Source organism: Cellvibrio sp. GW822-FHT04B05 (assembly GCF_058800985.1).
Genome location: NZ_JBXAMU010000001.1, coordinates 913,244 through 939,485, shown reverse-complemented (window position 1 = coordinate 939,485; position 26,242 = coordinate 913,244). Strand labels below are relative to the sequence as shown.

At 48.7% G+C, this 26,242-nt stretch carries 19 protein-coding genes and 1 pseudogene; 8 read left to right on the top strand and 12 right to left on the bottom strand.

Going from position 1 to position 26,242, the window contains the following annotated elements; genetic code table 11:
• Window positions 1–8: 8 nt before the first annotated feature.
• The 4 genes from AC1RJL_RS03810 to AC1RJL_RS03795 form a co-directional block, all read right to left on the bottom strand.
• On the bottom strand, window positions 9–989 hold the full coding sequence (locus tag AC1RJL_RS03810; RefSeq protein ID WP_492911769.1) for an NAD(P)H-quinone oxidoreductase: 981 nt from the start codon (window positions 987–989) through the stop codon (window positions 9–11).
• Window positions 989–1,633 (bottom strand): pyridoxamine 5'-phosphate oxidase, encoded by a 645-nt coding sequence (gene pdxH / locus AC1RJL_RS03805; RefSeq protein ID WP_492911416.1) that lies wholly within the window; start codon window positions 1,631–1,633, stop codon window positions 989–991. The genes AC1RJL_RS03810 and pdxH overlap by 1 nt, the downstream gene beginning before the upstream one ends.
• A 170-nt stretch (window positions 1,634–1,803) precedes the next feature.
• The gene (locus AC1RJL_RS03800) at window positions 1,804–5,139 is read right to left on the bottom strand and encodes a CPBP family intramembrane glutamic endopeptidase (protein WP_492911415.1); all 3,336 of its coding nucleotides are present in this window, start codon (window positions 5,137–5,139) and stop codon (window positions 1,804–1,806) included.
• 175 nt (window positions 5,140–5,314) lie between these two features.
• On the bottom strand, window positions 5,315–6,760 hold the full coding sequence (locus AC1RJL_RS03795) for a catalase (protein ID WP_492911414.1): 1,446 nt from the start codon (window positions 6,758–6,760) through the stop codon (window positions 5,315–5,317).
• 283 nt (window positions 6,761–7,043) lie between these two features.
• On the opposite strand from AC1RJL_RS03795, the gene mobA reads away from it, so the two are divergent.
• From mobA to AC1RJL_RS03780, 3 genes are all read left to right on the top strand, one after another.
• Window positions 7,044–7,667, top strand: a complete 624-nt coding sequence (mobA, locus tag AC1RJL_RS03790) for a molybdenum cofactor guanylyltransferase MobA (RefSeq protein WP_492911413.1) — start codon at window positions 7,044–7,046, stop codon at window positions 7,665–7,667.
• A 71-nt stretch (window positions 7,668–7,738) separates the two neighbouring features.
• Complete coding sequence (locus tag AC1RJL_RS03785) at window positions 7,739–8,131, top strand: VanZ family protein (protein ID WP_492911412.1); 393 nt, start codon at window positions 7,739–7,741, stop codon at window positions 8,129–8,131.
• A 25-nt stretch (window positions 8,132–8,156) separates the two neighbouring features.
• Window positions 8,157–8,768: a DUF1287 domain-containing protein gene (locus AC1RJL_RS03780; RefSeq protein WP_492911411.1), complete on the top strand. Its 612-nt coding sequence runs from the start codon at window positions 8,157–8,159 to the stop codon at window positions 8,766–8,768.
• A 111-nt stretch (window positions 8,769–8,879) separates the two neighbouring features.
• Here the strand turns inward: AC1RJL_RS03780 and aceF are convergent, their stop codons facing one another.
• The 4 genes and pseudogenes from aceF to AC1RJL_RS03760 form a co-directional block, all read right to left on the bottom strand.
• Window positions 8,880–10,481, bottom strand: coding sequence for a dihydrolipoyllysine-residue acetyltransferase (aceF, locus tag AC1RJL_RS03775; RefSeq protein ID WP_492911410.1), 1,602 nt, complete (start codon window positions 10,479–10,481; stop codon window positions 8,880–8,882).
• A 96-nt stretch (window positions 10,482–10,577) separates the two neighbouring features.
• Window positions 10,578–13,227 (bottom strand): annotated as a pseudogene (gene aceE, locus AC1RJL_RS03770) (pyruvate dehydrogenase (acetyl-transferring), homodimeric type).
• Between the two features lie 453 nt (window positions 13,228–13,680).
• Window positions 13,681–16,590: an insulinase family protein gene (locus AC1RJL_RS03765; protein ID WP_492911409.1), complete on the bottom strand. Its 2,910-nt coding sequence runs from the start codon at window positions 16,588–16,590 to the stop codon at window positions 13,681–13,683.
• A 96-nt stretch (window positions 16,591–16,686) separates the two neighbouring features.
• Window positions 16,687–16,947 carry a sulfurtransferase TusA family protein gene (locus tag AC1RJL_RS03760; protein WP_492911408.1) on the bottom strand — a complete coding sequence of 87 codons (261 nt, stop codon included), beginning with the start codon at window positions 16,945–16,947 and terminating at the stop codon, window positions 16,687–16,689.
• Window positions 16,948–17,152: 205 nt separating this feature from the next.
• On the opposite strand from AC1RJL_RS03760, the gene AC1RJL_RS03755 reads away from it, so the two are divergent.
• Window positions 17,153–18,631 carry a M48 family metalloprotease gene (locus tag AC1RJL_RS03755; RefSeq protein ID WP_492911407.1) on the top strand — a complete coding sequence of 493 codons (1,479 nt, stop codon included), beginning with the start codon at window positions 17,153–17,155 and terminating at the stop codon, window positions 18,629–18,631.
• A 48-nt stretch (window positions 18,632–18,679) separates the two neighbouring features.
• Here the strand turns inward: AC1RJL_RS03755 and AC1RJL_RS03750 are convergent, their stop codons facing one another.
• From AC1RJL_RS03750 to AC1RJL_RS03740, 3 genes are all read right to left on the bottom strand, one after another.
• Window positions 18,680–21,247 carry an EAL domain-containing protein gene (locus AC1RJL_RS03750; RefSeq protein WP_492911406.1) on the bottom strand — a complete coding sequence of 856 codons (2,568 nt, stop codon included), beginning with the start codon at window positions 21,245–21,247 and terminating at the stop codon, window positions 18,680–18,682.
• Between the two features lie 194 nt (window positions 21,248–21,441).
• Complete coding sequence (locus tag AC1RJL_RS03745; RefSeq protein WP_492911405.1) at window positions 21,442–21,663, bottom strand: SlyX family protein; 222 nt, start codon at window positions 21,661–21,663, stop codon at window positions 21,442–21,444.
• Entirely contained in the window at window positions 21,656–22,852 is a 1,197-nt protein-coding gene (locus AC1RJL_RS03740) for a serine hydrolase domain-containing protein (protein WP_492911404.1), read from the bottom strand. Before AC1RJL_RS03740 ends, AC1RJL_RS03745 begins: the two co-directional genes overlap by 8 nt.
• A gap of 111 nt (window positions 22,853–22,963) precedes the next feature.
• On the opposite strand from AC1RJL_RS03740, the gene yciH reads away from it, so the two are divergent.
• From yciH to AC1RJL_RS03720, 4 genes are all read left to right on the top strand, one after another.
• Window positions 22,964–23,293, top strand: coding sequence for a stress response translation initiation inhibitor YciH (gene yciH / locus AC1RJL_RS03735; protein WP_492911403.1), 330 nt, complete (start codon window positions 22,964–22,966; stop codon window positions 23,291–23,293).
• 2 nt (window positions 23,294–23,295) lie between these two features.
• Window positions 23,296–23,517: a DUF3820 family protein gene (locus tag AC1RJL_RS03730; protein WP_492911402.1), complete on the top strand. Its 222-nt coding sequence runs from the start codon at window positions 23,296–23,298 to the stop codon at window positions 23,515–23,517.
• A 251-nt stretch (window positions 23,518–23,768) separates the two neighbouring features.
• A complete protein-coding gene (locus AC1RJL_RS03725) occupies window positions 23,769–24,305 on the top strand; it encodes an energy transducer TonB (protein WP_492911401.1) in 537 nt (178 codons plus the stop codon).
• Between the two features lie 101 nt (window positions 24,306–24,406).
• Window positions 24,407–24,730, top strand: a complete 324-nt coding sequence (locus AC1RJL_RS03720) for a rhodanese-like domain-containing protein (RefSeq protein ID WP_492911400.1) — start codon at window positions 24,407–24,409, stop codon at window positions 24,728–24,730.
• Window positions 24,731–24,877: 147 nt separating this feature from the next.
• Here AC1RJL_RS03720 and AC1RJL_RS03715 read toward each other — a convergent pair whose 3' ends face one another.
• Entirely contained in the window at window positions 24,878–26,233 is a 1,356-nt protein-coding gene (locus AC1RJL_RS03715) for an eCIS core domain-containing protein (RefSeq protein ID WP_492911399.1), read from the bottom strand.
• Window positions 26,234–26,242 lie beyond the last annotated feature (9 nt).

The window sequence follows — 26,242 nt, the reverse complement described above, 5'->3', positions numbered from 1 at the left end:
ATTTTTCACTATACCGTCAAATCCAGAATAATTTTCCCGATGTGTTCGCTGGATTCCATATGTGTATGGGCAGCAGCAACTTGTGCAAAAGGAAATACAGAATCAATTATTGGCTCAATGGTTTTATTTTCAAAGAGCGGCCAGACTTGTTGTTTCAATTCATTTGCAATACCCGCTTTTGCTTGTGCGGATTGGGCACGCAAGGTAGAGCCGGTAAACGTCAGGCGTTTTAACATTAGCGGCATAAAATCCACTTGGGTTTTACTGCCCTGCAAAAACGCAATATTTACTATACGCCCATCTTTTGCAGCAGCAGAAAAATTGCGCTGGATATAATCACCACCGACCATATCCAAAATCACATTCACACCCTGCCCCTGGGTTTGCTCTTTAATCACAGCGACAAAATCCCGGTCGCGATAATGAATGGCTGTAGCACCCAAGGATTCAATGGCCTGACATTTTTCTGCCGATCCTGCCGTAGCAAATACCCTTGCACCAAACACGCGCGCCAATTGGATTGCCACAGTACCGATTCCACTCGAACCGCCGTGAATTAGCACAGTCTCGCCAGCTTTTAATTGTGCGCGTTGAAACAGGTTATGCCACACGGTAAAAAAAGTTTCCGGCAGCGCGGCAGCTTGCACATAAGAAAAATTTGCAGGAACTGACAGGCATTGAAATGCAGGAGCCAACACATATTCAGCGTAGCCGCCGCCATTGACCAAGGCACAGACTTTGTCGCCAATTTGCCAATCACTTACCCCTGCACCACAGGCAATAATTTCACCGGAGACTTCCAAACCTAAAATAGGTGATGCATCTGCAGGCGGTGGGTACAGTCCTTGCCGCTGCATAATATCGGGCCGATTAATCCCGGCGGCATAGACACAGATCAACACCTCGCCCGTGGCAGGCTCGGGAATCGCCATCGTCTGCAGCTGTAAATTTTCCACGCCGCCAGCGTTGGCTAAGGCAATACATTTCATCATGGTTCAAGACGCTGGATATCCCAGCGACCATCGGCTTGTAAATTATATTCAAAGCGATCATGCAGACGCGCTGCGCCGCCTTGCCAGAATTCGATCTGATGAGGTTTGACACGGAAGCCGCCCCAAAAATCCGGTAGCGGAATTTCACCTTTGGCGAATTTATTTTTCATCGCCTCGAATTGCTGCATCAATAGTGCACGCGATGAAATCGGACGGCTCTGGTGTGAAGCCCATGCACCCAATTGGCTGTCACGCGGGCGCGAGATAAAATATTTCAATACGTCTGCTGCCGACAATTGTTCAACAACACCGCACACTTTTACCTGTCGCTCCAAAAAATACCAGGGAAAATGCAGACTGATTTTCGGGTTCTGTTTTAAATCCTGCGCTTTACGGCTGTTCAAGTTGGTATAAAACACAAACCCTTTTTCATCGAGATGCTTGAGCAACACAATACGTTGCGATGGCTGACCCGCTGCATCAACCGTAGCGATGGTCATCGCGTTGGGATCAGGAATGCCCGCTTTGATTATCTGCTCCATCCAACGATTGAACTGCTCCAGCGGATTATCCGGCAAGTCATTGCGCTCCAATCCGCCCTGGGTATATTCGCGGCGAAAGTCGTCGAGTTTTAATTCCATAGGGAAACTCCAGTCATTAGCTAATTGCTGCGCAGTCTAATCCTCGCCCGCCAAAAAGGCACGGTTCACAGAAATGAAAAAGCACCGGGGATACCAGTGCTTTTCCGTTTGCCCAAGGTTGTGACCAGATCCCGGCCTGGAGATTCCGGGATTTAACACTATGTGGATGATTATGCCGGCTGGCGATACCAATGCCGGAGCAGATAGTAGGCCATGGCGAGACAAAAAACTGCACTCACCACGCCGTGTACCCACGCAAAAGGATAAAGTGCATCCATCACCCCCAATTGCCGCAGTGCGATACCCACACCCAATAACGCAATTGCAACACCCATTTGCTGGCGACGAATCAGTTCAAAAGCCAGCAGCATTTGCATCGCGGTAATGAATTGGAAACCCAGGTTGAGCGCAACTTCGCGTGCGGCCGATGCACTGCCAATCCACCAGATTAATACCAGCAAGATAACCAGTGCCCAGCGCCACGCCTTAGTGGTGTAGCGGGTTAATCCGATGGTCAGCATAAGTAGCATCAGCGCCGGAAATATTCCTTTAAAGCCATTAAGTATGGCCGTTAGCCATGGCGCGATTGTGGCGAAATCGGCTGAATAGGTCGTGGGAACAGTAGTGGAAGGAACGAATAATTCCAGCAACGCGTAGCTGCCCGCCAAAACCAATGCCAATACGCCGCCCGTTAAAAAGTCACGGTTCACACCAGCATCAGCGCGCGGGCGCTCGGCGTGCAGGGCTTGTGCCGCCAGAAATGCAAACACACCGATCACACTGGAGCCAATAGCTAATCCCACCAGCAACATCCCCACTTGTATCCACCACCCCATGGTGGTTTGCAAAGCGGCCAAAGCAGGATCGAGCCACAGTAAAGACACGGCGAGGTTGGCAATGGACGCGATAATGACCCAGGGCAATGCGGCCCTGATACTGAAATGACGACCGGTGTGCTTGCGGAAAAATACGCTGACCGCACAACCCAGCAGCGCAAAAAGCGCCACTATTGAGACAACCTTGTACGGCTGTTTGCGGGAATTCTCTTCGCTTTCGGTACGGGACCATGCCTCAGGCACATCAACACTGCGCACATAACTCCTCACTTCATCACCTGCCAATTTGATGGTGATAATCGCCTGGCCGTTATTGTGATCGTAAGCTGCCTTATCGATATAAGTTAACGTCCAATCACTGCGCGCTGGCCGCGCTGCTTCCTCGACAGACTTTTCCTCCAGATTGGCGACATCGCCCCAGCCCATCCTGGCAATCCACTCCTGTGCTTTAACGATGGCTTGGTCGCGGGTCAACCTGGCCCCTCCGGTGCCCTCGGGCAGGTGATGCACCAACTCATGCAGACTGCCATCAGGATATAACCACGCTTGCCACTGCTCCGCGCGATTTTCAACCGGACCATCAAACTTACGCCAACTGACTACCCAGTATGGCGTGTCCAGATACCGACCAATCAACGCTTGCACCTGTTCAGCTCCCGACTCGCGCCAGACAAATTCAAGCGCTTGTGAACTACCGTTGTGCGTTGTAACCGTGCGATGCCACTTGCCTTCCAACACCACGCCATGCTGCGCCAATTCCTGTTCGGCACGAGTTTGTGCTTCCGCGCGATCTATCTGGTACGCAGGCCAATCCAATTGAGGCGGCTTAACTGCGGCAATACTGATGGCAATGATTGAACCAATCGCCAGTACCGCCAACCATACAGGTTTAATAAGCAGGGCGTTGCCTGGATGACGCACCTCTTCCACTTTTATCACCTGTGCCTCGGGAACTACCTCCACCGGGATACCATTGCGCCATTCTGATTCCGAAATTGTTGATTGGGCTTTACGTAAACGCGCCCAAAGCAAGGCGAGCAACGGCGCTATGCCAGCGATAATCACCAACAGCCGATCTATCCACAGGCTGGAATCATCCGCGGTGAAAATCGGCAGGCTCATCAGTACCAGATCGTATTCAAAATGCGTGATCATGCCGATCACCAAACCGAAGCGCAGGTACACCAAACCAAATGCCATTGCGGGAATAAACAATTCGATCAGGCGGCTGTAACCAGGCAAGTTGGGATAATTAGCGTGGGCGCCGGCAAAAATCAGCGCCTGTAAAATCAGGGTGACAATGACTAACTTATTGCGAATACCAAAGTGGTTGCCGATCAATACGGCGAGCGCCAGGGGAATCGCGCGGAATAAACATTCTTCCCAGGTGCCCGCTTGCAGCGCAGTAAAAATCGGCGCCAGTGCCGGGCGCCAACTGGCGAGAATATTGGGATCTGAATTGATATCCGTCGGCTGCCACCAACCCAACACTTTGGAACTGAAAAGATAAAAAGCGACTGCATACAACAGGAATAATCCCGTCCACGCATAACCACCTAATACCCGCCCCCAGGATGCAGACGAAGACACACGGAAAAAATCAAATACGCGCGGATGATCCGCAAACGCCATGCGCGTTAATCCTTCTGCTACAGCGTAAATCGTAGCAAAAAATAAACTGGCACCGAGCAATATCGCACCTGCCTGTGCCAATTGCAGAAAGAGAAAAGTGTGCGCTGGCGATGTAGTTTGGTAATCCATCCAGGCAACCGGTAAATTGGCCAGCGTTGCCAATGCCAAACCGGTGCCGACAAATAGCGCTGGCCAAAATGCCCGGCGCCATTGCAATTGGTGGCGACGGAACAGCCACACACCACCGCCCACCAATCCCCCCAGACCAAACAGCACTGCCATCAGGTAACTGGCGATCTGGCTGATCTGGGTATTGAGCGAGCGCATTTCACCGAAGCGCTGGTCGAATGCATCGGGAATATGTTTGAAGGTATCGATTGCAACCAGCTTATCGCCCGCAACTTTTAACGCGATACGAAAGCGCGCTTCATTTGCCTGAAGGTGCTGATGCTCATAAGTAAAACTGTAATCCACTCGCCCCGACACCTGGCGCTGCTGTTTGGTCTCAAAAGTGTTGTAAGCGGCGAATCGCTCGCCCATAAATGTACGGGCGCCCTCTTCCGCAATGTTGCGCGCGCTGCTTTCGTCCAGGGCTGCACCGGCTTCCTTCTCGGGAATACTGTAAGCAAAAGAAATTGGCTCGCCCTTGGGACTGAATGCAGTAATCAATTCTTGCTCTTGCCCGGCGGCAAAACTGCGCACTTTCCAATAGTGAGTTGCTGCATCCAGTTGCAGCATAAGCGCTTCAAACGCTTTAACTCCTCCCGCCTCCAGCTCCACGTAATTTTGGAAATGGCGATCACTGATAAATACCGATGCCGTGCGGTCGGTACTCAACGCCGGAAATTGTTTGTGTTGGAATGCCTTAGCCGCAGCAATGGCTTGTTCACGCGAAAATTTAACTTCCAGATTCAATCCGGGCGCTGCAGTAAACATCAGCTTCATTGCTGTTATCGCAGCGACAAGGGAGACAGTTAAAAAGATCGCCCAATACCAGCGCGATTGCAGTGAAAAAAATTGGCGAGAGGAAGCCTGCATCGTCCATTTTCCTTATTGATTATCGTAACTTTTTGATTATCGTAACGTCGTCCGTCGCAACATCTTGAAAAGACAAGTGACGAATCCTATAGGGAAACACCGCTCAGTAAAAGGACGCCCGCAAACAAAAACGCCGCTGACACTGCAGCGGCGTTTTGTTGCTATCGAATCATTATTACAAAAGTGCTTTTACCATGACGGCGTAGGTTGGATCAGCCTTGTGCAGATAACCCAACATCCGCTCTTGAATTGATGCGTTGGCTTGCGATAATCCCCCGGCAACATTGCGCACGAGCTGCAATTTTTGGTCGTCGCTCATCAAGCGGAATAAATCACCCGCCTGCGAATAATAATCCTCGCTCAATTGGTCGTAGCGATCCACCACTGCACTACTCAACACCATTAGCGGTTCCCGGTACGCAGGATTTGGAGCGGGATAACCTTGCGCAGCACGATCATTCGGATAGTAATTCGCACCGCTATTTTGCGGCTGGCTGCCGTTGCTAAACGGACAACCGGCAGCGGCACCATCGCGCTGGTAATGGTTGACCGGACAACGCGGCGCATTTACCGGCAACTGGTTATGGTTCACACCGACACGGTAGCGATGCGCATCCTGATACGCGAGCATGCGCGCCTGCAACATTTTATCGGGCGACCCCCCAGTACCCGGAACCAGATTGCTCGGCGCAAAGGCAGACTGTTCAGTCTCGGCAAAATAATTTTGTACGTTGCGATTCAATTCAAGCTGGCCAATTTCAATCAGTGGGAAATCCTTGTGCGGCCATACTTTAGTCAAATCAAATGGATTGATGTGATAAGTCTCCGCTTGAGCCAATGTCATAACCTGGATTTTTACCGCCCAACTTGGAAACTCGTTGCGATTGATGGCATCCACCAAATCTTTTTGTGCGCCGAACGGCGGCATTTTCGCGGCCTCTTCTTCCGTCAGGGTTTTAATTCCCTGATTGGTTTTGAAATGCCACTTCACCCAATAACGCTCACCTTTATCATTCCACAAACTTAACGTGTGGGAGCTAAAACCGTGCAGGTAGCGGTAGGACAACGGAATTCCGCGATCTGACATCAAGATCGTCATCTGGTGCAATGATTGCGGATGATTTGCCCAAAACTCAAATGCCGCAGCGGGATCAGGCAAATTAGTCTGTGGATTTTTCTTTTGCGAGTGAATGAAATCCGGGAATTTAATAGGGTCATTCAAAAAGAATACCGGCGTGTTATTGCCCACCACATCGTAGTTGCCCTGGCGAGTGTAAAACTTCACTGCAAAGCCGCGTGGATCACGGGCATAATCGCTCGAATCCTGTCCACCACCAACGGTGGAAAAACGCAAAAAGACCTCGGTTTTATCGCCCACGTTTTGTAAAAAGTCCGCAATGGTGTAATCACTTAAACTTTTAGTCAGGGTGAAATGGCCGTAGGCACCTGTACCGCGTGCATGCACTACCCGCTCGGGAATACGCTCGCGATTAAAGTGTGCCAGCTTTTCAAACAGGTAATGATTATCGAACGTCAAGGGACCGCGCGGGCCAACACTGATACTGTTATTGTCATCGGGTACCGGAGCACCGGCTGAAGTAGTCAAATCAGTTTTGCTCATAATTACATCCATCCATTTGTGGTTAACACGGTGTTTGAATTTCAAAGCTATACTAGGTGACATGCATAAATATAAAAAATCAATTATCTATATTTAATCAATAGTTTTTTATAATTTTGATAGTGAGAAAGCTGACGTAGTGGAAAGGAACCATAAAATTCATGGTTGTGCCCTCTGTCAGCAGCTAAACTAAACACTGAGCATACATAATGATTAGCGCGCCAAATAATGGTAGTGGCGCACCACTAATCCTAGATCATGATCCTGACGTAGCCAAAAACCTATGAGTACACCTGAATCCGTTGTCGGCATTATCCTGGCCGGCGGTTTGGCCCGCCGAATGGGTGGTGGCGATAAGTGCTTATTGCCATTGGTTGGCAAAACACTGCTACAACGGACTATCGAGCGCGCCCAACCGCAAGTTAACCCGCTTTTGTTAAACGCCAATGGCAATAGCCTGCGTTTCGCCCGCACCCGATTACCGGTTGTGCCCGATATTTACCCGAATAACCTCGGTCCCCTCGCTGGTATCCATGCCGGTTTGCAGTGGATGAAAACCAATGACCCGAACGCGGAATGGCTAGCCAGCTTTGCCTCGGATACTCCGTTTTTCCCAACCGAACTTGTTGCCCGTTTATTTGACGCCGCTACTACGCAACAAACACAACTGGCAGTGGCAACATCCAACCATCGCGCGCATCCTATCTTTGCGCTCTGGCATGCATCGCTTATTGGTGCGATTGAACAACAGCTGGATACTGGCGATATGCCTCGCCTGCAAGATTGGATCAAACAGCAAAAGCTCGTCGAGGTTGAATTCGCTGCGGAAGGTTACGAGCCTTTTTTTAATATCAATACACCGCAAGACCTTTACGCCGCTGAACCAATGGTCAAGCTGGTAAAATAGCCGTCCCCACCACAATCGCCTGAATTACGCCAAACTGTTATGCTCCCGCCACTATTCAAGAGGAGCTCACAATGCTTTGGCGTTATCTATGTCTGCTGCAGTTTTATGTTTTATTGGTGATATATACCTATCTCGGCCTTACACCTCATCCAGAAAATTCCATTCCTGTTTTTAACGATTTATTAATGCATTTTGCGGGTTATAGCGTTGCAGCCTTTTCAATCAGTTTTGCACGTCCCCTTTGGCAACTCTGGAAACGCGCCGGCTTTTTAGTGATTTATTCAATTGGTATCGAGATTGCCCAACATTTCAATCCACCGCGCACCTTTAGCGGGATGGATATTATCGCCAATGCGAGTGGTGTTTTGCTGGGGCTGGTTGTCGTGGTGTTATTGACAAAAACTGTTTCACCTTTTGCAAAATTGCTTTACTGGAAAACAACTGTACAGCAAGGTAATAACTAAATTTTAAATTCAAAGGATATAGGTGATGGCAAAGTTATTCGTTTCATTGGTGAGTGGAGTGCTGTTATTTTTTGCGAATGGCAGCATTGCAGAAAATAATACCCCGACCGGCAAAACAAAAGCGCTGGTCACCGCTGCACTTTCGCAAACCAACGATCCGGTTACTTATAACGGCGCCTATTTTAAAATAGCCTATCCGATGGGTGATGTACCTGCGCAGTATGGTGTATGTACCGATGTGATCATTCGTGCTTATCGCAAACTCGATATCGATCTTCAACAATTAGTACATGAAGATATGCGCGCGAACTTCGCCCTTTATCCAGCGAAGCGAAACTGGAACCAGACCAAAACCGATACCAATATTGATCATCGCCGGGTTCCCAACCTGCAAACTTTTTTTACCCGTCACGGCAAAAAATTATCGGTGTCTGACAAGTCGGAAAATTACCAAGCGGGAGACCTGGTAACCTGGATATTGCCCGGCAATTTGCCGCATATTGGTATCGTTACGGACCAACGCTCTGCAGATGGCCAACGACCGTTAATTGTTCACAATATTGGCGCAGGCCCCAAACTCGAAGATATGTTGTTTGATTATTCTATTACCGGACACTATCGCTATGGATTGTTTTGAATTCTTGATCTAAAACTCCAAACGCATCCGGAATTTTTCGCAATCACAAAAACAAAAAGGCCAGCAATTCAAATTGCTGGCCTTTTTGTTAAGACTGAAGTGTATGTTTGATTACAACAGCAAACGTCTAACGTCTGCGATAACCGCAGTCAGGTAAGTGAAGAAACGACCTGCGTCAGCGCCGTTAATTGCACGGTGATCGTAGGACAGGGACAACGGCAGCATATTGCGCGGCAAGAACTCTTTACCATTCCATACCGGTTTCATTTGCGCCCGACTTACACCGAGGATCGCAACTTCCGGCGCGTTAACGATTGGAGTGAAACCATTACCACCAGAAGCGCCCAGACTGGAGATGGTGAAGCAACCACCCTGCATATCGGCTGGCAGCAATTTACCATCGCGCGCTTTTTTCGCGATTGCATTGATTTCGTCGGTCAACTCCCACAAGCCTTTTTTGTCCACGTTACGAATAACCGGAACCATCAAGCCGTTAGGCGTATCCACCGCGATACCAATGTGCACGTATTTCTTCTGCACGATACTTTCGCCATCGTGATGTAAAGATACGTTGAAACTTGGCTCGGCTACCAAAGCAGCAGCACAAGCTTTCATAATGAACGGCAATGGAGTCAGTTTGCTGCCACGTTTTTCAGCTTCAGCTTTCAAGCCGTTGCGGAATGCTTCAAGGTCAGTGATGTCCGCGTCGTCCCATTGGGTAACGTGTGGAACGTTCAACCAGTTGCGGGTCATGTTGTCCGCAGTGATCTTCTTCACTTTGCTCATTTTCACGGTTTCGATTTCACCGAACTTGGCAAAATCCACCGCCGGCACGCGAGGAATACCAGCACCACCCACTGCCGCACCAGATTGTGCAGCTTGAACGATTGGCTTCACATAGCCGCGCACATCATCTTTCAACAAGCGACCTCGTGGACCGGTACCAGATACTTTGCCCATATCAACGCCGAGTTGACGGGCAAGTTTACGCACTGCTGGGCCAGCATATACATCGCCAGTTTGCGCAACTTCAACCGTTGGGGCAGGAGCGGCTTTTGGCGTTTCGGTTTTAGGTGCAACTGGGGCCGCAACCGCTGGGGCAGCTTCTGCTTTTGCCGGTGCTGCTGCAGGAGCCGGAACTCCGCCGCTGGTGGCCAGGGTGCCAATAACTGAACCTTGGGAAAGCTTATCGCCTACTTTTACCGCGAGGCTGACAATTTTACCCGCTGCTTCTGCAGGAATTTCCATGGAGGCTTTATCGGTTTCAAGCACGATCAATGAATCACCAGCGGCAACTTCATCGCCTACTTTTACCGAAATCTCGATAACTTCAACACCTTCTGCGCCGCCGATATCCGGTACAACCATTTGTATTTCTGCACTTGCGTTGGCAGCAGGTGTTGGCGCTGCGGCTGCCGGAGCCGCAGTGGTAGCGGCAACAGGAGCAGCGGCTTCAGGTGCCGGAGCTGCGTCGCCTTCTGCCTCTACTTCGAGCAGTAAACTGTCTTGAGAAACTTTATCACCCAAATTTACTTTGATAGCGACAACCTTGCCTGCTTTATCGGCCGGGATTTCCATTGAAGCCTTGTCGGTTTCAAGCACGACAATCGAATCTCCTTCAGCGATGACATCGCCCACTTTTACGGAAATCTCGATAACTTCAACGCCTTCTGCGCCGCCAATATCAGGCACTTTAATAGTTTGAATTGCCACTGTAGTCGTTCCTCGCTAATTCAATTGTTTCTACATTTGATAAATGTTTTGGACGGATACAAACAACGTCGCCCTCTTTGTGGGAGGGCGACGGTTTTATACGCTCATTGGATCCGCTTTTTCCGGATCAATACCAAACTTCTTGATGGCCTTGGCGACCACATCGGCTTTAATCTTGCCTTGGTCTGCCAAAGATTTGAGTGCTGCAATTACGACGAAGTAACGGTTCACTTCGAAGAAATGACGCAATTGGGTACGGGTATCACTGCGACCGAAACCTTCTGTGCCCAACACGGTGTACGAACCTGGAATATAGGCGCGCAACTGCTCGGAATAGGTTTTCAAGTTGTCAGTAGAGATAATGAATGGGCCTTCGGCGCCTTCCAATACCTGGGTAATATAGGGCTTACGTTGCGCAGCAGTCGGGTTCAACATGTTCCAGCGAGTAGCACGCTGACCATCGCGGGTCAATTCGTTCACACTGGTTACGCTCCACACATCCGCTTCAACGTCGAAGTCTTTGCGCAGAATTTCAGCAGCAAAGCGTACTTCGCGCAGGATTGTTCCGGCACCCATCAATTGAACGCGGTTCTTGGCTTTGCCGGAACCTTTTTCCAATTGATAAATACCTTTGATAATCCCCTCTTCCGCCCCTTCCGGCAAATCCGGGTGCTGGTAGTTTTCATTCATCAATGAAATGTAATAGAACACATTTTCATTGTCGTGATACATGCGCTTAATGCCGTTTTGAATAATGACGGCCAACTCGTATGCGTAAGTTGGATCGTAAGAACGGCAGTTCGGGATGGTATTGGCAAATACATGGCTGTGGCCATCCTGATGCTGTAAACCTTCACCATTCAGAGTAGTACGGCCAGCGGTAGCGCCCAACAGGAAGCCGCGCGCTTGCGAATCGCCTGCCGCCCACGCCAGGTCGCCAATACGCTGGAAACCAAACATGGAATAATAAATGTAGAACGGGATCATTGGCTTTTTGTAGTTGCTGTATGAAGTCGCAGCAGCAATCCAGGATGCCATAGAACCCGCTTCGTTAATGCCTTCTTCCAAAATCTGGCCAGTGGCAGATTCGTGGTAAGACATCATTTGGCCTGCGTCATGCGGAACGTATTTTTGACCTTCTGATGAATAGATACCGACGGTCTTGAACATACCTTCCATACCGAAGGTACGCGCTTCATCTGGAACAATCGGCACGATTTGCTTGCCGATTTGTTTGTCTTTTACCAATGAAGACAGGATACGTACGAAGCTCATGGTGGTAGAGATTTCGCGCTCACCGGTGCTCTTCAACTGGGCAGCAAATGCATCCAAAGCCGGTACTAACAGCGGGTCGAAACCTGGATCGCGCGAAGGAACAAAACCTTTCAGCTCTTTGCGACGCGACTTCATATACTGCATTTCAGGGCTGTCTTCCGCCGGGCGGTAATAGGGCAGCTTCGGCAGGTCTTCATCGCTGATTGGCAACTCAAAACGATCGCGGAATGCTTTCAGGCTTGTAATATCCAACTCTTTCAACGAGTGGGTTTTATTGACCGCTTGACCAGTTCCCATACCGTAACCTTTTACGGTTTGCGCCAGGATTACAGTGGGTTTGCCTTTGGTATTAATTGCTTGATGGTATGCGTTATATACCTTGTGCGCGTCATGGCCGCCACGAGCAAGGCCCATGATGTCGTCATCAGACATATCTTTAACCAGTTCCAACAACTCCGGATATTTACCGAAGAAGTGTTCACGGGTGTAAGCGCCGCCGTTGGCTTTGTAGTTTTGCATTTCGCCGTCAACGACTTCATCCATACGCTTTTGCAGCAAACCGGTTTTGTCTTTGGCAAGCAGTTCATCCCAACCACGCCCCCACAGTACTTTAATTACATTCCAGCCAGCGCCGCGGAATACAACCTTCAAGCTCTTGTACGATTTTACTGTTGCCGCGCACCGGACCATCCAGGCGCTGCAAGTTACAGTTGATCACAAAAATCAGGTTGTCCAACTTCTCGCGGGTCGCGAGGGAAATAGCACCCAGGCTTTCCGGCTCATCACATTCACCGTCACCAAGGAATGCCCATACTTTACGATCTGTTTTAGGGATCAAGCCGCGCGCTTCCATATAACGGTTAAAACGCGCTTGATAAATTGATTTGATTGGACCCAGGCCCATCGATACGGTTGGGAACTGCCAGTAGTCCGGCATCAACCATGGGTGCGGATATGAAGACAAACCACCGCCATTCACTTCGCGGCGGAAATTATCCAAATGCGCTTCGCTCAAACGGCCTTCTACATAAGAACGGGCATACATGCCGGGTGAAACGTGGCCCTGGAAATAAATCAGGTCGCCGGGTGTGTCGCCATCGTTACCACGGAAAAAATGATTAAAACCTACGTCATATAAGGTTGCAGATGAGGCAAATGAGGCGATATGACCACCAAGGCCTTCATCGTTATCGTTGGCTTTCATGACCATGGCCATGGCATTCCAACGGATAATTGAGCGAATTTTACGCTCCAGGGCTACATCGCCGGGAGACTTGATTTCTTTTTCTACAGGAATGGTATTGCGGTAAGGAGTCTGGATAGATGAAGGCTGTTCAATGCCATGGTTAACAGCGGACTCAGACAGGGACTTCAATAATTCGGCAGCGCGGTCTTTGCCGGCATGACGAACGACTGACTTAAGGGCGTCCAGCCACTCTTTTGTTTCAATGGCATCAATATCTTGTAGCATTCAAATCTCCTCAGCTATGCGCACATGCGCATATCACGTAGCAGTAGTATCTAATACAGGAATTTGGATCTGGGCTTCGCACAAAATTTGCTCATTTATTAAAAAATGTGCAGAACTTTCATGGAGTTACAGGAGGAATATTCCTTTTACTTGTGTAAAAAATCCCCGAATTCTTGCATAAGTGGGAATTTTTTACCAGCCCTACCCTATTTGGTAACACTCTGGAGGGGCACAACTTTAGTGCACGAATCGCTGAACCATGTACTTCAAATAGAAAGAAGCTATTAAAAAACAGGTTCGCAACAGGGCTGGCATTATTACCCAAAGTTTTGGGATTCACCAAGCAGTAAACAATAAAAATAATGATAATTTTACTTTTCCTTGCACCAAAGAAAAGCAAAAAAAGGGAATGGGTGGTAATGGCGACTTATATAGTGCAATTACGCATCAAATCTATGGCTGTGCGACACTTTGCATTTGCTGCTTGTGGATCAATAAATCCTCAACAGGAAAAAATTTTTCACGCGCTTGTATTGCACCCGATGTCAACCACAAGCGTCGATTTTTGTCCATAAAGACTGCGCGATAATATTTACTGAGCGATTCAGGTGTAATACGCGAAACGGCCTCTGCAAGATCGAGACGGCGAGAAAAACTGTCATCGTAGTTGATGATAGCGTTCCAATAACGTTCACCCTGCTCTTGCAGTGAGCGCGCAGGTTCACGTAGTTTTTTAATTAATGATTGTTGATTGACTACAAAATCTTCGCCTAACTGCGAGAACTCTTCATCCAAAAATAAATCAATTTCCTGGATAATTTTTTCTTCTGAAGTAGCAGGCGATTGAACCACCAACAAACTACCTTCGAGATTAAGTATTGGCGCAGCCATAGCGGCAACAACATAACCCAATTGTTTTTCTGTGCGTAAATGATTATAGAATGCTGGCTGTAAGGTTTGCCGCACCAACATCATATGTGCAGCGTCGTCAATTGATAGTGACGGACTTTGGATAAGCAGCTCAACAATATTATCGTCATGTTCTAATGGGTGAGCATAGAGCCATGGCTTTTCTGTTCCTTTGGGCAATAATAATAATTTTGTGGAAGGAAGATCGCGCCCGGCTTGACGATTCAATAATTCATGCTCAACCAATACTGATAATTTCAATGCTTCAGCACGGAAATAATTGCCGTAAAAAAGCGCATCCATTTTGGCATCAATTAATTGGCGATTGGCAAACTGGGCAAACTGCTCAAGGTTTTTATTTTCCAATGCAGCAATTAATTGTTCATTGCTCCACTCAGGCTCAGATTGCAACACAGGCACCTGCTTGGCCAACACCTGATAAGGCAAATCTTTATTTTGGTTGCGCCAGGTACGCAACAGATTTTCCTTGATAAGATTAAAACGCTCTTCCTTAAATTTACTGATACGCATCATCTCCATGATTTTGTTCATTAATAATCCTTGGCGACTTGAGTAACCAAAGATTTTAATGTCATAACCACGGGTATTAGCAGTCGCGCTGTAATCAATTCCGGCGAGCCGGGCCGGATAAGCAAACTCATTGAGCTGGTCGGTAATAAGCGCTGCAAAAAGCTGTGCTTGCGCCGCGCCCTCTGCATTCGCGGCAATTAACGGTGATTTGATCCGCAAGTTAATTAATGCGCGCGGTTGTGCAAATTTTTGATCTTGCGCAAACCATACCCGCATATTTTTATTCTGTGTCAGCAGTTGAGGTTTACCACCTATCGATGCCGGATCTTCCAGCATCGAGCTGGATTTAACTATCAACCGCTTCGGAATAAAGAGATTTTTCTCCGGCAGGAATAACTCTTTACGTACGGCAGGTTTTAGCTCCAATATTCCGGAGACCCCGGAACGTACACTGTAAGGGGCTGAATAGAGTGGCGATATGCGATAAGGCTTAACATCCGGAGCTGTCAACACCAGCAAAAGATTTTCGCTATTCAGATAGGACAAACTCTTTTTAATTAATTTTTCATCGTATGCAGCATACAGGTAATCGCCACGCAAAATATCGTGCGGCAAATAGGTCTTCATCGCTTCGGCCAAACCGCTAACCGTTTGCATGGGTGCACGCTTTTCCTGAAAGCGAAAACTCATATCACCCAATTGTTGTAATTCGGTATAGCGCCAGGCTGCCAGCCCGCGCTCTTGCAACTGTTCAATACAATAAAATACCAGTGAGACTATTTGATCGCGCGCTCGTACTCCCTGTGGAGTTAAATTGATACCCAATTGAAATATGGCATCATTGCGACTCTGCAGCCTGGTATCAGCATACACTGCATCCGCCCATCCCAACCGTTTTAGCAGTGACAACAAACTCCCTTCAGCTTCATGACCAAGCAAATTGGCAATGTAAGCAAAAGGTTTTTTATCGTAAAACTGATCGGGAGCAGGAATTGGAAAATTAAATGTCAGTTGGCGCAGTTCTTTTTCCGGTTTTATTTCGAGGCTGGCAGGAAGGCGATCGCTGGCAAATAAAGGTGGGTATTTACTACTGATACTAATATCGCGTTTGAGAATCGCACTGAAGCGCAAGCGTACATTTGCTTCAAGCGCATCCAGATTCTCGCGCCCCAGTACCACCAGGCTCATTAGATGCGCTGAATAATGTTGTTCGTAAAAAGCAATCATGTCATCGCGAACAGAATGATCATCGCGATCTGCCAGTGTTGTTAAATTACCCACAGAGAATTTAGCACTGGGATGTGCGGGGTTCATCAACTCACGATAAACCTCCCACTCGCGACGCGAATCGTCTTTTAATTTAGCGAGATATTCGGAGTGAACCGCATTGCGCTCGCGATCAACATACTCAGCGGTAAACAATGGAGCGACAAAAAATTGGGAAAACCGATCTAACGCAGCATCAAGCTGGTTATTGTCGATTTCAAAAAAGTAATTGGTATTTTCAGCTGCAGTGTAGGCGTTAAAACTACCGCCATGTTGCGAGATAAATTCCTGATACTCGCCAGCTTGGGGATATTTTTTTGTACCCAGAAACAACATGTGTTCAAGAAAGTGCGCAAGCCCGGTGCGATTAAGCGGATTTTGATTTGCGCCTACATTGACATCCATCGCAGCGGCCGATTTCTCAGTCACCGGATCTGATATCAGCAAGACACGCAGTTGGTTATCTAAAATAAGGTAGCGATAATTGCGTTTGTCATTTTCACTTTTGATAACACTGATGGCATTATTAAGTGGAAGGGTCGCATCAAACAGAGAATTGGTATTACTCGCTACATTAGTGCTTTGTGCAAACAGAGATTGAGTGGACAGCAAACATACTAGCGTCAACAGCCAGGATGTACTCGAACCCAAACTCATTCTGCAACACCGTTTCACCATAACAAACTCACCTGGAAATCAGTAATTTTTTCACAACATCAATCACTGACTGATCAATATCCAATCAGCCACACTTCAGGTCGCCGACTTTTTAAGCAAATAACAATAAACAGTATCCTGCTCGGCAAAGGCCATTAATTCATGCCCGCTCAAGCGGGCGTAGGCCTGGAAGTCGCGCACCGAACCTGTATCTGTAGCCAGAATCCGTAACACCTGCCCTGCAGCCAGATCGCGCAATGCCTGCTTTGCCTTGAGTAACGGCAATGGACAATGCAAACCGCGAGCATCCAACTCGCGGCTGACAGGATAGGCAAAACAATCAATAGTTTCACTCAAGGCTTATTACCACGTAAATCCAGTCACCCGATTGACTGGCAGACCGAATATATTCCAGCAACTGTAGAACCCGATCTCGGGCTTATGGTCTTAAAAGATTGCTAACCTAGTCTTTAAGCATCAAAAAGGCTAGAGTTACGCCCTATTTTTTTGCCCACCGGGCAATATGAGCGAGATCCTGCAGGAGTCAATCAGTACCGTGCCCATGTCTTTTCACCGCTGTATATCAACCCTCACCCAGCATTTATTAGCGCCTGCCGGAATAGCACTTCTATTACTTGGTGATTTGATCGCCAATCCCTATAGCAGTCATGCGGAAGTGGAATTACCTAATCTGGGCGATACCAGTTCGATCATGATTTCGCCTGTGCAGGAGAAAATTCTCGGCCAACGCTGGCTCAGGGCCTATCGCAGCCAAGTGCCGACTTCATCTGATCCGTTAATCATCAGCTATCTGGAAAACCTGTTTGGACAGCTGATTCCCTACAGCCAATTGGATGAAAAGCGGGTTGATCTGGTTGTCGTCGAAAATAACACGCTTAACGCTTTTGCGGTACCCGGAAACATCATCGGGGTGCATACCGGCTTGCTGATGTATGCCAAGACAGAGAACCAACTAGCCGCCGTTCTCGCCCACGAAATGGGCCATTTAAGCCAACGCCATTATGCGCGCCGGCTGGAACAGCAAAAGAAAATGATGATGCCCATGCTCGCCGGTATGCTCGCTGGCCTGGTGTTGGCAGCCAATAGCAATAGCGATGCCGGTATGGCCGCCATTATGGGAACCCAGGCCGCCGCCCAACAAGCTTCACTTGCGTTCAGCCGTCAAAATGAGCAGGAAGCCGACCGCATCGGTATGCAGACTATGGTTGAAGCTGGTTTGGATCCTCATGCCGCTGCCGATATGTTCGAACAAATGGTACGCGCCAACCGCTTGAATCGCCGTCCCCCCGAATACTTGTTGACCCACCCTGTGAGTGAAACCCGGGTAGCTGATGCACGCAACCGCGCCCAGCAATATCCGCGCAAACCTGCTGTCGACAATATGGAGTTTCAACTAATGCGCACCCGTGTGCGTGTCAAAGCGGAAGAAACACCTCAAATCGCGGCCAGAATGTTCAAGAGTGAACTCGATAAAGAGAGCAATAACCCCGATGCCAGCCGCTATGGCTGGGCGTTGGCGTTATCAGAAGCGAGCCAATTTGAGGCGGCACGCGACGCACTTGCTCCACTGCTGGAAAAAGAGCCTGAACGCATTACCTATCAGATCATGCGTTCCGATATTGAAATCGCAGCAGAGCGATATAAAGCGGGATTAGAGATTCTTGAAACCCAATTAAAGGCGAATCCGGATAGCTATCCCCTGATTATTCGTCATGCTGAAGCCTTGATGAAAGCTGGGATCTATCAACAGTGCGCCGATATTCTGGAACGTTATTCGCGCAAACGCAGCAACGACGATTACGTGTGGTATTTACTCGCAGAGGTAAATGGTTTGGCGGGAAATATCCTTGGTGTGCATGAAGCGCGCGCAGAATATTTTATTTTGAACGGGGTTTATGACCGCGCGCAGATCCAGCTACGCAATGCATTGAAGCTCACCAAAAACAATTCCTACCGCACTGCGTTAATTGAAGAACGGTTGAAATATGTAGAAGCGCAAATGCGTAACGAAGGTTTCTGATTTACACTGCACTCTAATTGGCTATTGAACAGTACAAGCAGCTATCGATCAGGATGGCTGTTTGATCCATCCCGATTCCACAATCCATTCATCGGCATTAATCACTGCCATCGGCCGGCCAATAAAATAGCCCTGCGCCTCATCGCAGCCCATTTCACTCAAGCGCGCCAGTAACGCCTCGTTTTCTACTCCTTCAGCAACCACCGTTAAACCCAGGTTGTGGGCGAGATGGATGGTGGAATTAACGATTAATTCATCTTGCAAATCTTCCAGCATATTGCGTACAAACGAGTTATCGATCTTCAGCGTTTGTACCGGCAGGCGTTTGAGATAGGCCAGGGAGGAGTAACCAGTGCCGAAGTCATCAATCGCCAAATGCACCCCCAGTGCGTGCAATGCATCGAGGTTGCGCAAGGCGCGCGTGGGATCGGTCATGATCGAACTTTCGGTAATCTCTAACTCAAGCCGCGATGCTGACAAGTGATATTTAGTCAGCAATCGCTCCACTAATTTGGTGATGTTGTCATCCATCAGATTACGTGCCGATAAATTCACTGCAATACTCAGTGACATTCCCTGGTCTTGCCAACGACGGCATTGCTCAATGGCTTTCTCCAATACCCAGGCGGTGAGCTGGTGAATCAAACTGGTTAATTCGGCAATAGGAATAAAATCTCCCGGAGGAACAAAACCTAACTCCGGATGAATCCACCGTATTAACGCCTCAAAACCGTAGCAGCGTTTTTCATTCAGCAACACTTTAGGCTGATAGTACAAACACAACTGGTTTTCGCGGATGGCGCGCCCCAACTCACTTACAATCGCAAGCCGTTTGGTTGAATGCGGATCATACTCCGGGCTGTAAATCGACAAGCCCAACATCTGCCCTTTGGCATGATACATAGCAATGTCGGCATAGCGCATTAATGCATGATGGTCCTGCGCCTGTTGAGGTGAGATCGCAATTCCGATACTCGCAGAAATCTGTGTAGTAAAACCATCCAGATCAAACTCTTGTGCGAGCGCATCCAGCAAACGATGCCCGAATACAACCGCCTGATGTGTACTGCGGATGCGCGGCAAAAACACCGCAAATTCATCTCCGCCCAAACGCGCTACCGTACCTGGAACCTCCGACATTTCATTTGCCAGACGCGGTCCGATCAATTGCAATAAATGATCGCCCACATTGTGACCAAGCGTGTCATTAATCTCTTTAAAACGATCCAGGTCAATTAATAACAACGCACTGATTTGGTCAGCGCTACGCTGTTCAAAACAGGTTTCCATATCGAGATACAATTTTTCGCGGTTAGGTAATGCCGTGAGCGAATCATGGAATGATTGATAGCGAAGTTTTTCTTCGTAGCGTTTGCGCGCAGTAATATCTTTTGTGGTGCCCCACACCCGTTTCAGATAGCCATCTTCTACTATGCCGGTGCAACAAATCTGGAAATAGTAATTTTTACCGCGCTGGTCTTGCCGCACTATGTCGTGGTCAACCATCTCATAGTTGTTGTTCACAAAATAATGGATATCAAAAACATAATTGGTTGAGCCGCTCTCCATTAATCCCATACCCAAAATATCGTCCAGCGAACCGGCGCCAAGCATATTCAGCAGTACTTTATTCGCTTCAACCAGGCGTGCGCTCTGGGCAATTTTTTTGACTTGTTCTTCCAAAACCAATTCCACCGGCACTGGCGGCAACATGTCGTAACACCAAATTGCCTCCGAGCTGTTGGTAATAAAAGCCTTGTAGCTCGCCTCACTTTCTTGCAGCGCATCGCGCGCACTTTTTTCGCGCGATAAATCCTGTAATTGAATTAACACACGCTCGGTATTGCCTTGTCTGTCGCGGATCGGCAGCAAGCTCGCGCGGAAATATAAATTCTTATCGCAAATAAAACGGCTGCGATGAATGTTACCTAATGAGTAATTCATCTCGATGGTGCGAATTTCACCACCGTCATAGACAGCGCGAATAGTGGCACCAAGTTCCGGATCAGAATTGACACGTTTATCGCGCAGAATGGAATAGAAACCTGCCGCACTTTCCGCCTGCCGATGCGTCAAATGGAACAACCGCTCCATCGACTGGTTCATATGCAGGATGATGCCGTGCTTATCAGTGATAACAGTGGGAATCGGGCTTTCAGCAAATAATCCGGATAAAAATTGCAACGCATTTTCATTGCCGGTGTTAGCTAACCAGTGACGAGCGCTAATCACCACACCTTCAAAACGGCGGCCGGTATTATCGGTACCCACCTGTAAACGCCCGACAAAACGCACCTGCGGTTCACCAGCCAAACCAATTAACCGTACATCACACGCACGCAAACGCTCGGTGTCCTGATCATGAGCATCGGAATTAAATGATTGGAGAAAAAGATATTTATCGGATTTTGGCAAGAGTGCTAACAAATCAGAAAGGCAGGACAGCATGGGCACGGGGTCAGCCAGCGACTCAAATAGCTCCGCCGAGATATTCATCTCGCCGGTTAAAACATCCATGTTCCAAGACGCAATATTGGACGCATCCAACGCGTTTTCGATAGCGAGCTCACCCGACAATTGGTTTGCCTGGCCACTCGTTGAACTGGAGTGCTGCATAGTGAATAAAATAGCCCCGTACCCAAAAAAGACTCATCAAGCTCACAGTGTAGACAAGAATTTTTCGGCTGCGTCTGAATACGCACTTTGGCAGATGTTATTCTACTTAATGATAATTTATATGCCACTCCATTTGACTTGGACGTCAAAAAAATGACCTCGGATAACCAAACAACAGCAACAAAAATTCACCGTCAATAATGCGGCGGCCGTTCATTGGTAATTTTCGTCTCGCCACCTTGCGCAGGATCACGCGCCAATTCATCCAGGCGTTGGGCGAGCAAACGCATTTGCTGCTTTAACTGCACTATCTCCGCATCCTGTTGGGTAATCACATCATTCAATTGCGCAAGCGTATCTTCCTGATAAGCAACGCGGGTTTGTACATCGATTAATTGTTCTTCAATGTCAGACATTTTCCTGCTCCACAATTTGATAGGTCGCATCGATCAAACGCACAGCGCGTTCGTCGATCAATAAACCCTGCCCCATACGATGGGTTACATAACCAAAACCCAAGTGATGATCGGGATCGGCAAAACCGAGACAGCCTCCCGCCCCCGGATGACCAAATCCCCGTGTGCCGCGACCGTAGCGACAATCGGTGCGATGGTGTTGCGATAGCATAAATCCATGGCTAATCCGCAACGGCAAACCAAGGGTCCGATCATCCGCAAACGTTTGTTCTTGCCAACACAGCGGCAATACAGATTTCGCTAATAAATCCGTTTCGACCTTTGCCAATTCGCCATAAATAGTTGCCAATGCGCGGGCATCTGCATGGGCACCGGCAGCAGGGATTTGCGCCTGACGCCACTCGCGGGAATTGGTTGCGGTCATTAAACTGACCGGATTGGAAAACGCGCGATTGGTAAGGCCGCGCGGATCGGCTTTCATCAATTTTCCCAAAGCGATGCTATCAGCCCCGGTTGAACTGGCAGCAACACCTGAAGGACGTTTCAGTGGGCCGGTATCGGCAATGGCATCAAGCAAATCATCCGGCACACCAAAGTGACAATTCACTCCCAACGGCTGGGCCACATGCGTTTGGAAATACTCATTGAAGCTGGTGCTGCCACTCGCGCGTTTAACCAGTTCCCCTAAAATCCAGCCAAACATAAACGGCGAGTAACCTTGTGCAGTGCCTGGTTCCCACCAGGGCGATTCCGCTGCTGCCGCTTGCGTAATTGCTGCCCAGTCAAAAATGTGTTCGTTTGCAATATGCTGGTGAAACGCCGATAAACCGGCGCGATGGCACAACAGTTGGCGCAGGGTAATTGCCTCTTTGCCAGCCGCTGCAAACTCTGGCCAGATAGCCATAACAGGCTCATCCAGATTCAATTTCCCAGCGGCAACCAGTTGTAAAATACACAGCGCGACCATGCCTTTGCCTGCCGAAAAAATATTGACGAGCGTATCTTCACTCCAGTCACTGTGCTCCAGTCCTGCCAGTTTATTGCTGCGCTGGCCAGCCCAGGCATTCACAACCAACTCACCGCGATAGACCAGCGCGATACCGGCACCCTCTTCACCTTGCGCAAAATTAGCGACGAATGCATCGATAAGGGGTTGCCATTGCGGCGCCCATTGGCCATTAACTGTCATAGTTCGATCTCTGTGAAATTTACTGCCGTGAAAGATTGTCGAAAAAAGTTGTGCGCATTCTACCAGTGCCCGAGGTTAGAATTGGCAGCTTGTTTCCTGTGAGCTGCCATCATGAGCAAAGACAAAACCTCCCGCCTCGTTTATTCCACCGAAACCGGTCGTATCAAAGAAGAAAAAACCGCTGCAAGCATCCCGCAGGGCGATGGCATAGTCCGCATCCGCCGCGAGACCGCTGGCCGCAATGGCAAGGGTGTCACCACCATTACCGGTATCCCGCTCGATGGAGCCAAATTAAAAGACCTCGCCAAAGCCTTGAAAGTCACTTGCGGTGTTGGCGGCTCATTGAAAGACGGGGTGATTGAAATCCAGGGCGACCAACGCGACAAACTCAAAACCGAACTGGAAAAGCGCGGCTTCACCGTGAAGCTCGCGGGTGGCTGATCATGGACGAATTCCCCTTTGATCCACAGTTACTAAAAGAATTGGTCACCACCCCCATGCCGTACGGTAAATATGCCGGCCATGTGATTGCAGATATTCCCGAGCATTACCTTATGTGGATGGCGCGCGAAGGTTTTCCTAAAGGCAAGCTCGGCCAATTGCTCGGGTTGATGTATGAAATCCGCTTGAATGGCTTAGAGTCCTTACTCAAACCTCTACGTTGAGATGGATGGCAGTGCTCGCTCAAGACCGTCTGAAACATGGACGCCCCACATGGATGTGGAAAGTGTCGCGAATAGCAGGGACCTATTGTGACGGTCGAAGTCTAGCGCCAGGGATTGATTCACGGCATATCTTGAAGTAAGCACTGCCAGTTAGCTCAACACATCGCGAAGCTCACTTACTGGCCTATTTTTTGCAAAAACCCTGTCAACGCATCTAAACCGCCGTTTTTCTGACAGAGGGGCACTACCAAATGGATAACGAGCTTTTTCTACAATTAACCGATACTTCCCTGAAAATTGGCTTGGGCGCCTTGATTGCTGCCGTGACCGCCTGGGTTGTGCTGCGCAAAGGCAATAGCCAACCAGGCACCAGTGCGCGCGACAATCGCCGCCTGCAGATTCTGGAAGAGGTATCCACCCAGGTTGGAACCGTTACCCACATATTCGCCAAATATTCGTCACTGGTGGTGGAGTCGATTCAATTCGGCGAGCGCTGGCCACAGGCGCGTCGTATCGAGCTGGATGCGGTGAACACCGAGTTAGTGGCAGAGTTTAAAAAATTGGCCGAAGCTGAAGCCAAATTGCTGATGCTGGGCGAGAAGAATCTGGAGCGCAGCCTGCGCTTGTACGGCGCCAAGATTGCCGTGTACCGCAAGCAGGTTTACATCGGCCGCAAGGATATTTCGCTGGAGCAAATTACCGCGCTGAAAAATACCATCGTGCAAGTCCGCGAACAGTTCTACGACATGCTCAGCCGCAAGTACGACAGATTATTGGCGAGCGTGTAATCGCACTGGATAGATATCCAACACCCTCCAATTACGCCCGCATTGCGGGCGTAGTTGTTTCTGTTATCTATAAAAGTGGATCACATCAACAGGAGATTGCTATGCTGCGCAGCCTAGATTTCTTATTCATAACAGGTTTATTGTTGATCATGTCCACCTTTACCCACGCAAATGAAATTTGGATTGATGTCCGCACCGCCGACGAATTTAATGCCGGCCACCTTGAAGGTGCTACCCATATTCCCTACGAAGAAATCGCTGTACGCATTAGCGAAGTCACTACCGATAAAGACGCAACCATCCACCTTTACTGCCGCTCGGGCAACCGCTCCGGTATCGCCCAGCAAACCTTGCAAGCCATGGGATTTAAAAATGCGGTGAACGAAGGTGGATACGAAACGCTGTTGCAACAACAAGCGCAATAATTTATGCAGCTATCACTGCACATGCTGAAGGTTTAGATAGCTATCGCGGTGATGAAAACTCGAATTTGGACGAGTGTGAGATTCCGGGAAAGTGATTGTTGCGCTAGCGCGATAGCTTTTGCAGAATGAGTTAACAAACTGTTGGCACTACTCCGCCAATAAATCATCACTCCCTCCAGTTGGAAACCATGTATCACCAACTTTAGTGATTACCATTCCGCGCCAGGTGAGTGGAAATTTTACTGTTTTTGATTCGCTGTTCATCGCTGTTCCCAGCGCCAATATCACATCGTCTTTTGTGGTACTTCTACCATTAATTTGCTCGGGGAAAAAAGTAGATTGAATAGGTTTTTTAGTTTTGGGAGCAAGCGCTCCTTTGACGCTTTGTTGATAGATTCCCAATCCATCAATCGCCGTTTTGCTACCGTAGGTAGTATGAGTTGAAGAGCCTTCCGCCGCAGAATGATAGCCTGTTGGAGTGGTAGTCCCCTCTTTAAAATCACCTTTAAAAACATGTTTTTGCAAAGCAGGCGTCACTCGGGTAGCTGCATCCTCTTTCGCCAGACGTAGTTCTTCTTCGGCTCTCAAACGCTCCTTTTCCACTGCAACCACCGCCCACTGCGCTTCCAAAACCTCAACAATTGCCGCCTGACTTTCTGCTTGCCCATCTTCATCTTGCTCCCATCGTGGATTAGCTTTAAGAGCGGCAGCTACGCCACGCAAAGCGCGAAACCACGTGAATAGATCACTTGGCTTCTTATCTGGCCATACGATACCGACCAGTTTCGGCATTACAAATGACCTAGCTGCATCCGGGCTAAATACCCGCTGAATGACAACTGACCCAGTTCGCTGTGCAGTATTACCCAACCCCTTTGCATACTGAATAACCCCTCCTCCATCCTTCAATGCCCTACTCCCCATTACATCCGCTTCATTCTCCAATCCCACCTCATCATTAACCGATACATTACCTTTCATTTGCATAGTTGGTTTTACTCTGCCCTGAGCCTGCTGCACCACATGCCACGCCTCATGGGGCAAATGCTTTTCCTGTCCCGGTGCCAGATGAATATCGCTGCCCTGCGCATAAGCATGGGCATTGAGTTGCGCAGGTTTATCTGAGTTATAGTGAACCTTGACATGATCCATACTCATACCAGAAAGGGATTCAATACCGACTTTAAGTTGGTTGGGCATGCCCGTGTTATTGGGGTTTTCTTCGAGTTGTACTGTAGATTCAGCCGCAAATTTTGCTTGTAATGATGCTTCATGCTCAGCGCATTGATCCATTTGTTTTTGAGTGATTGCCGAAGACTGCATTGACGTTTGTGTTTTGCGTTGCGCAATTGCCCGGGGACTTGCATGCATCATTCCCTGAGTCTGCAAGCGGGCAACTGAGCTGATGCGATTATCTGCAAATTGTGCAGTTCCATTATGCTGCTGCTCTTGCTGAGTCTGCGTGTTTTGGCTAACGGTCCGATCTGCGTTGCTATATCCCATTCCAAGCCC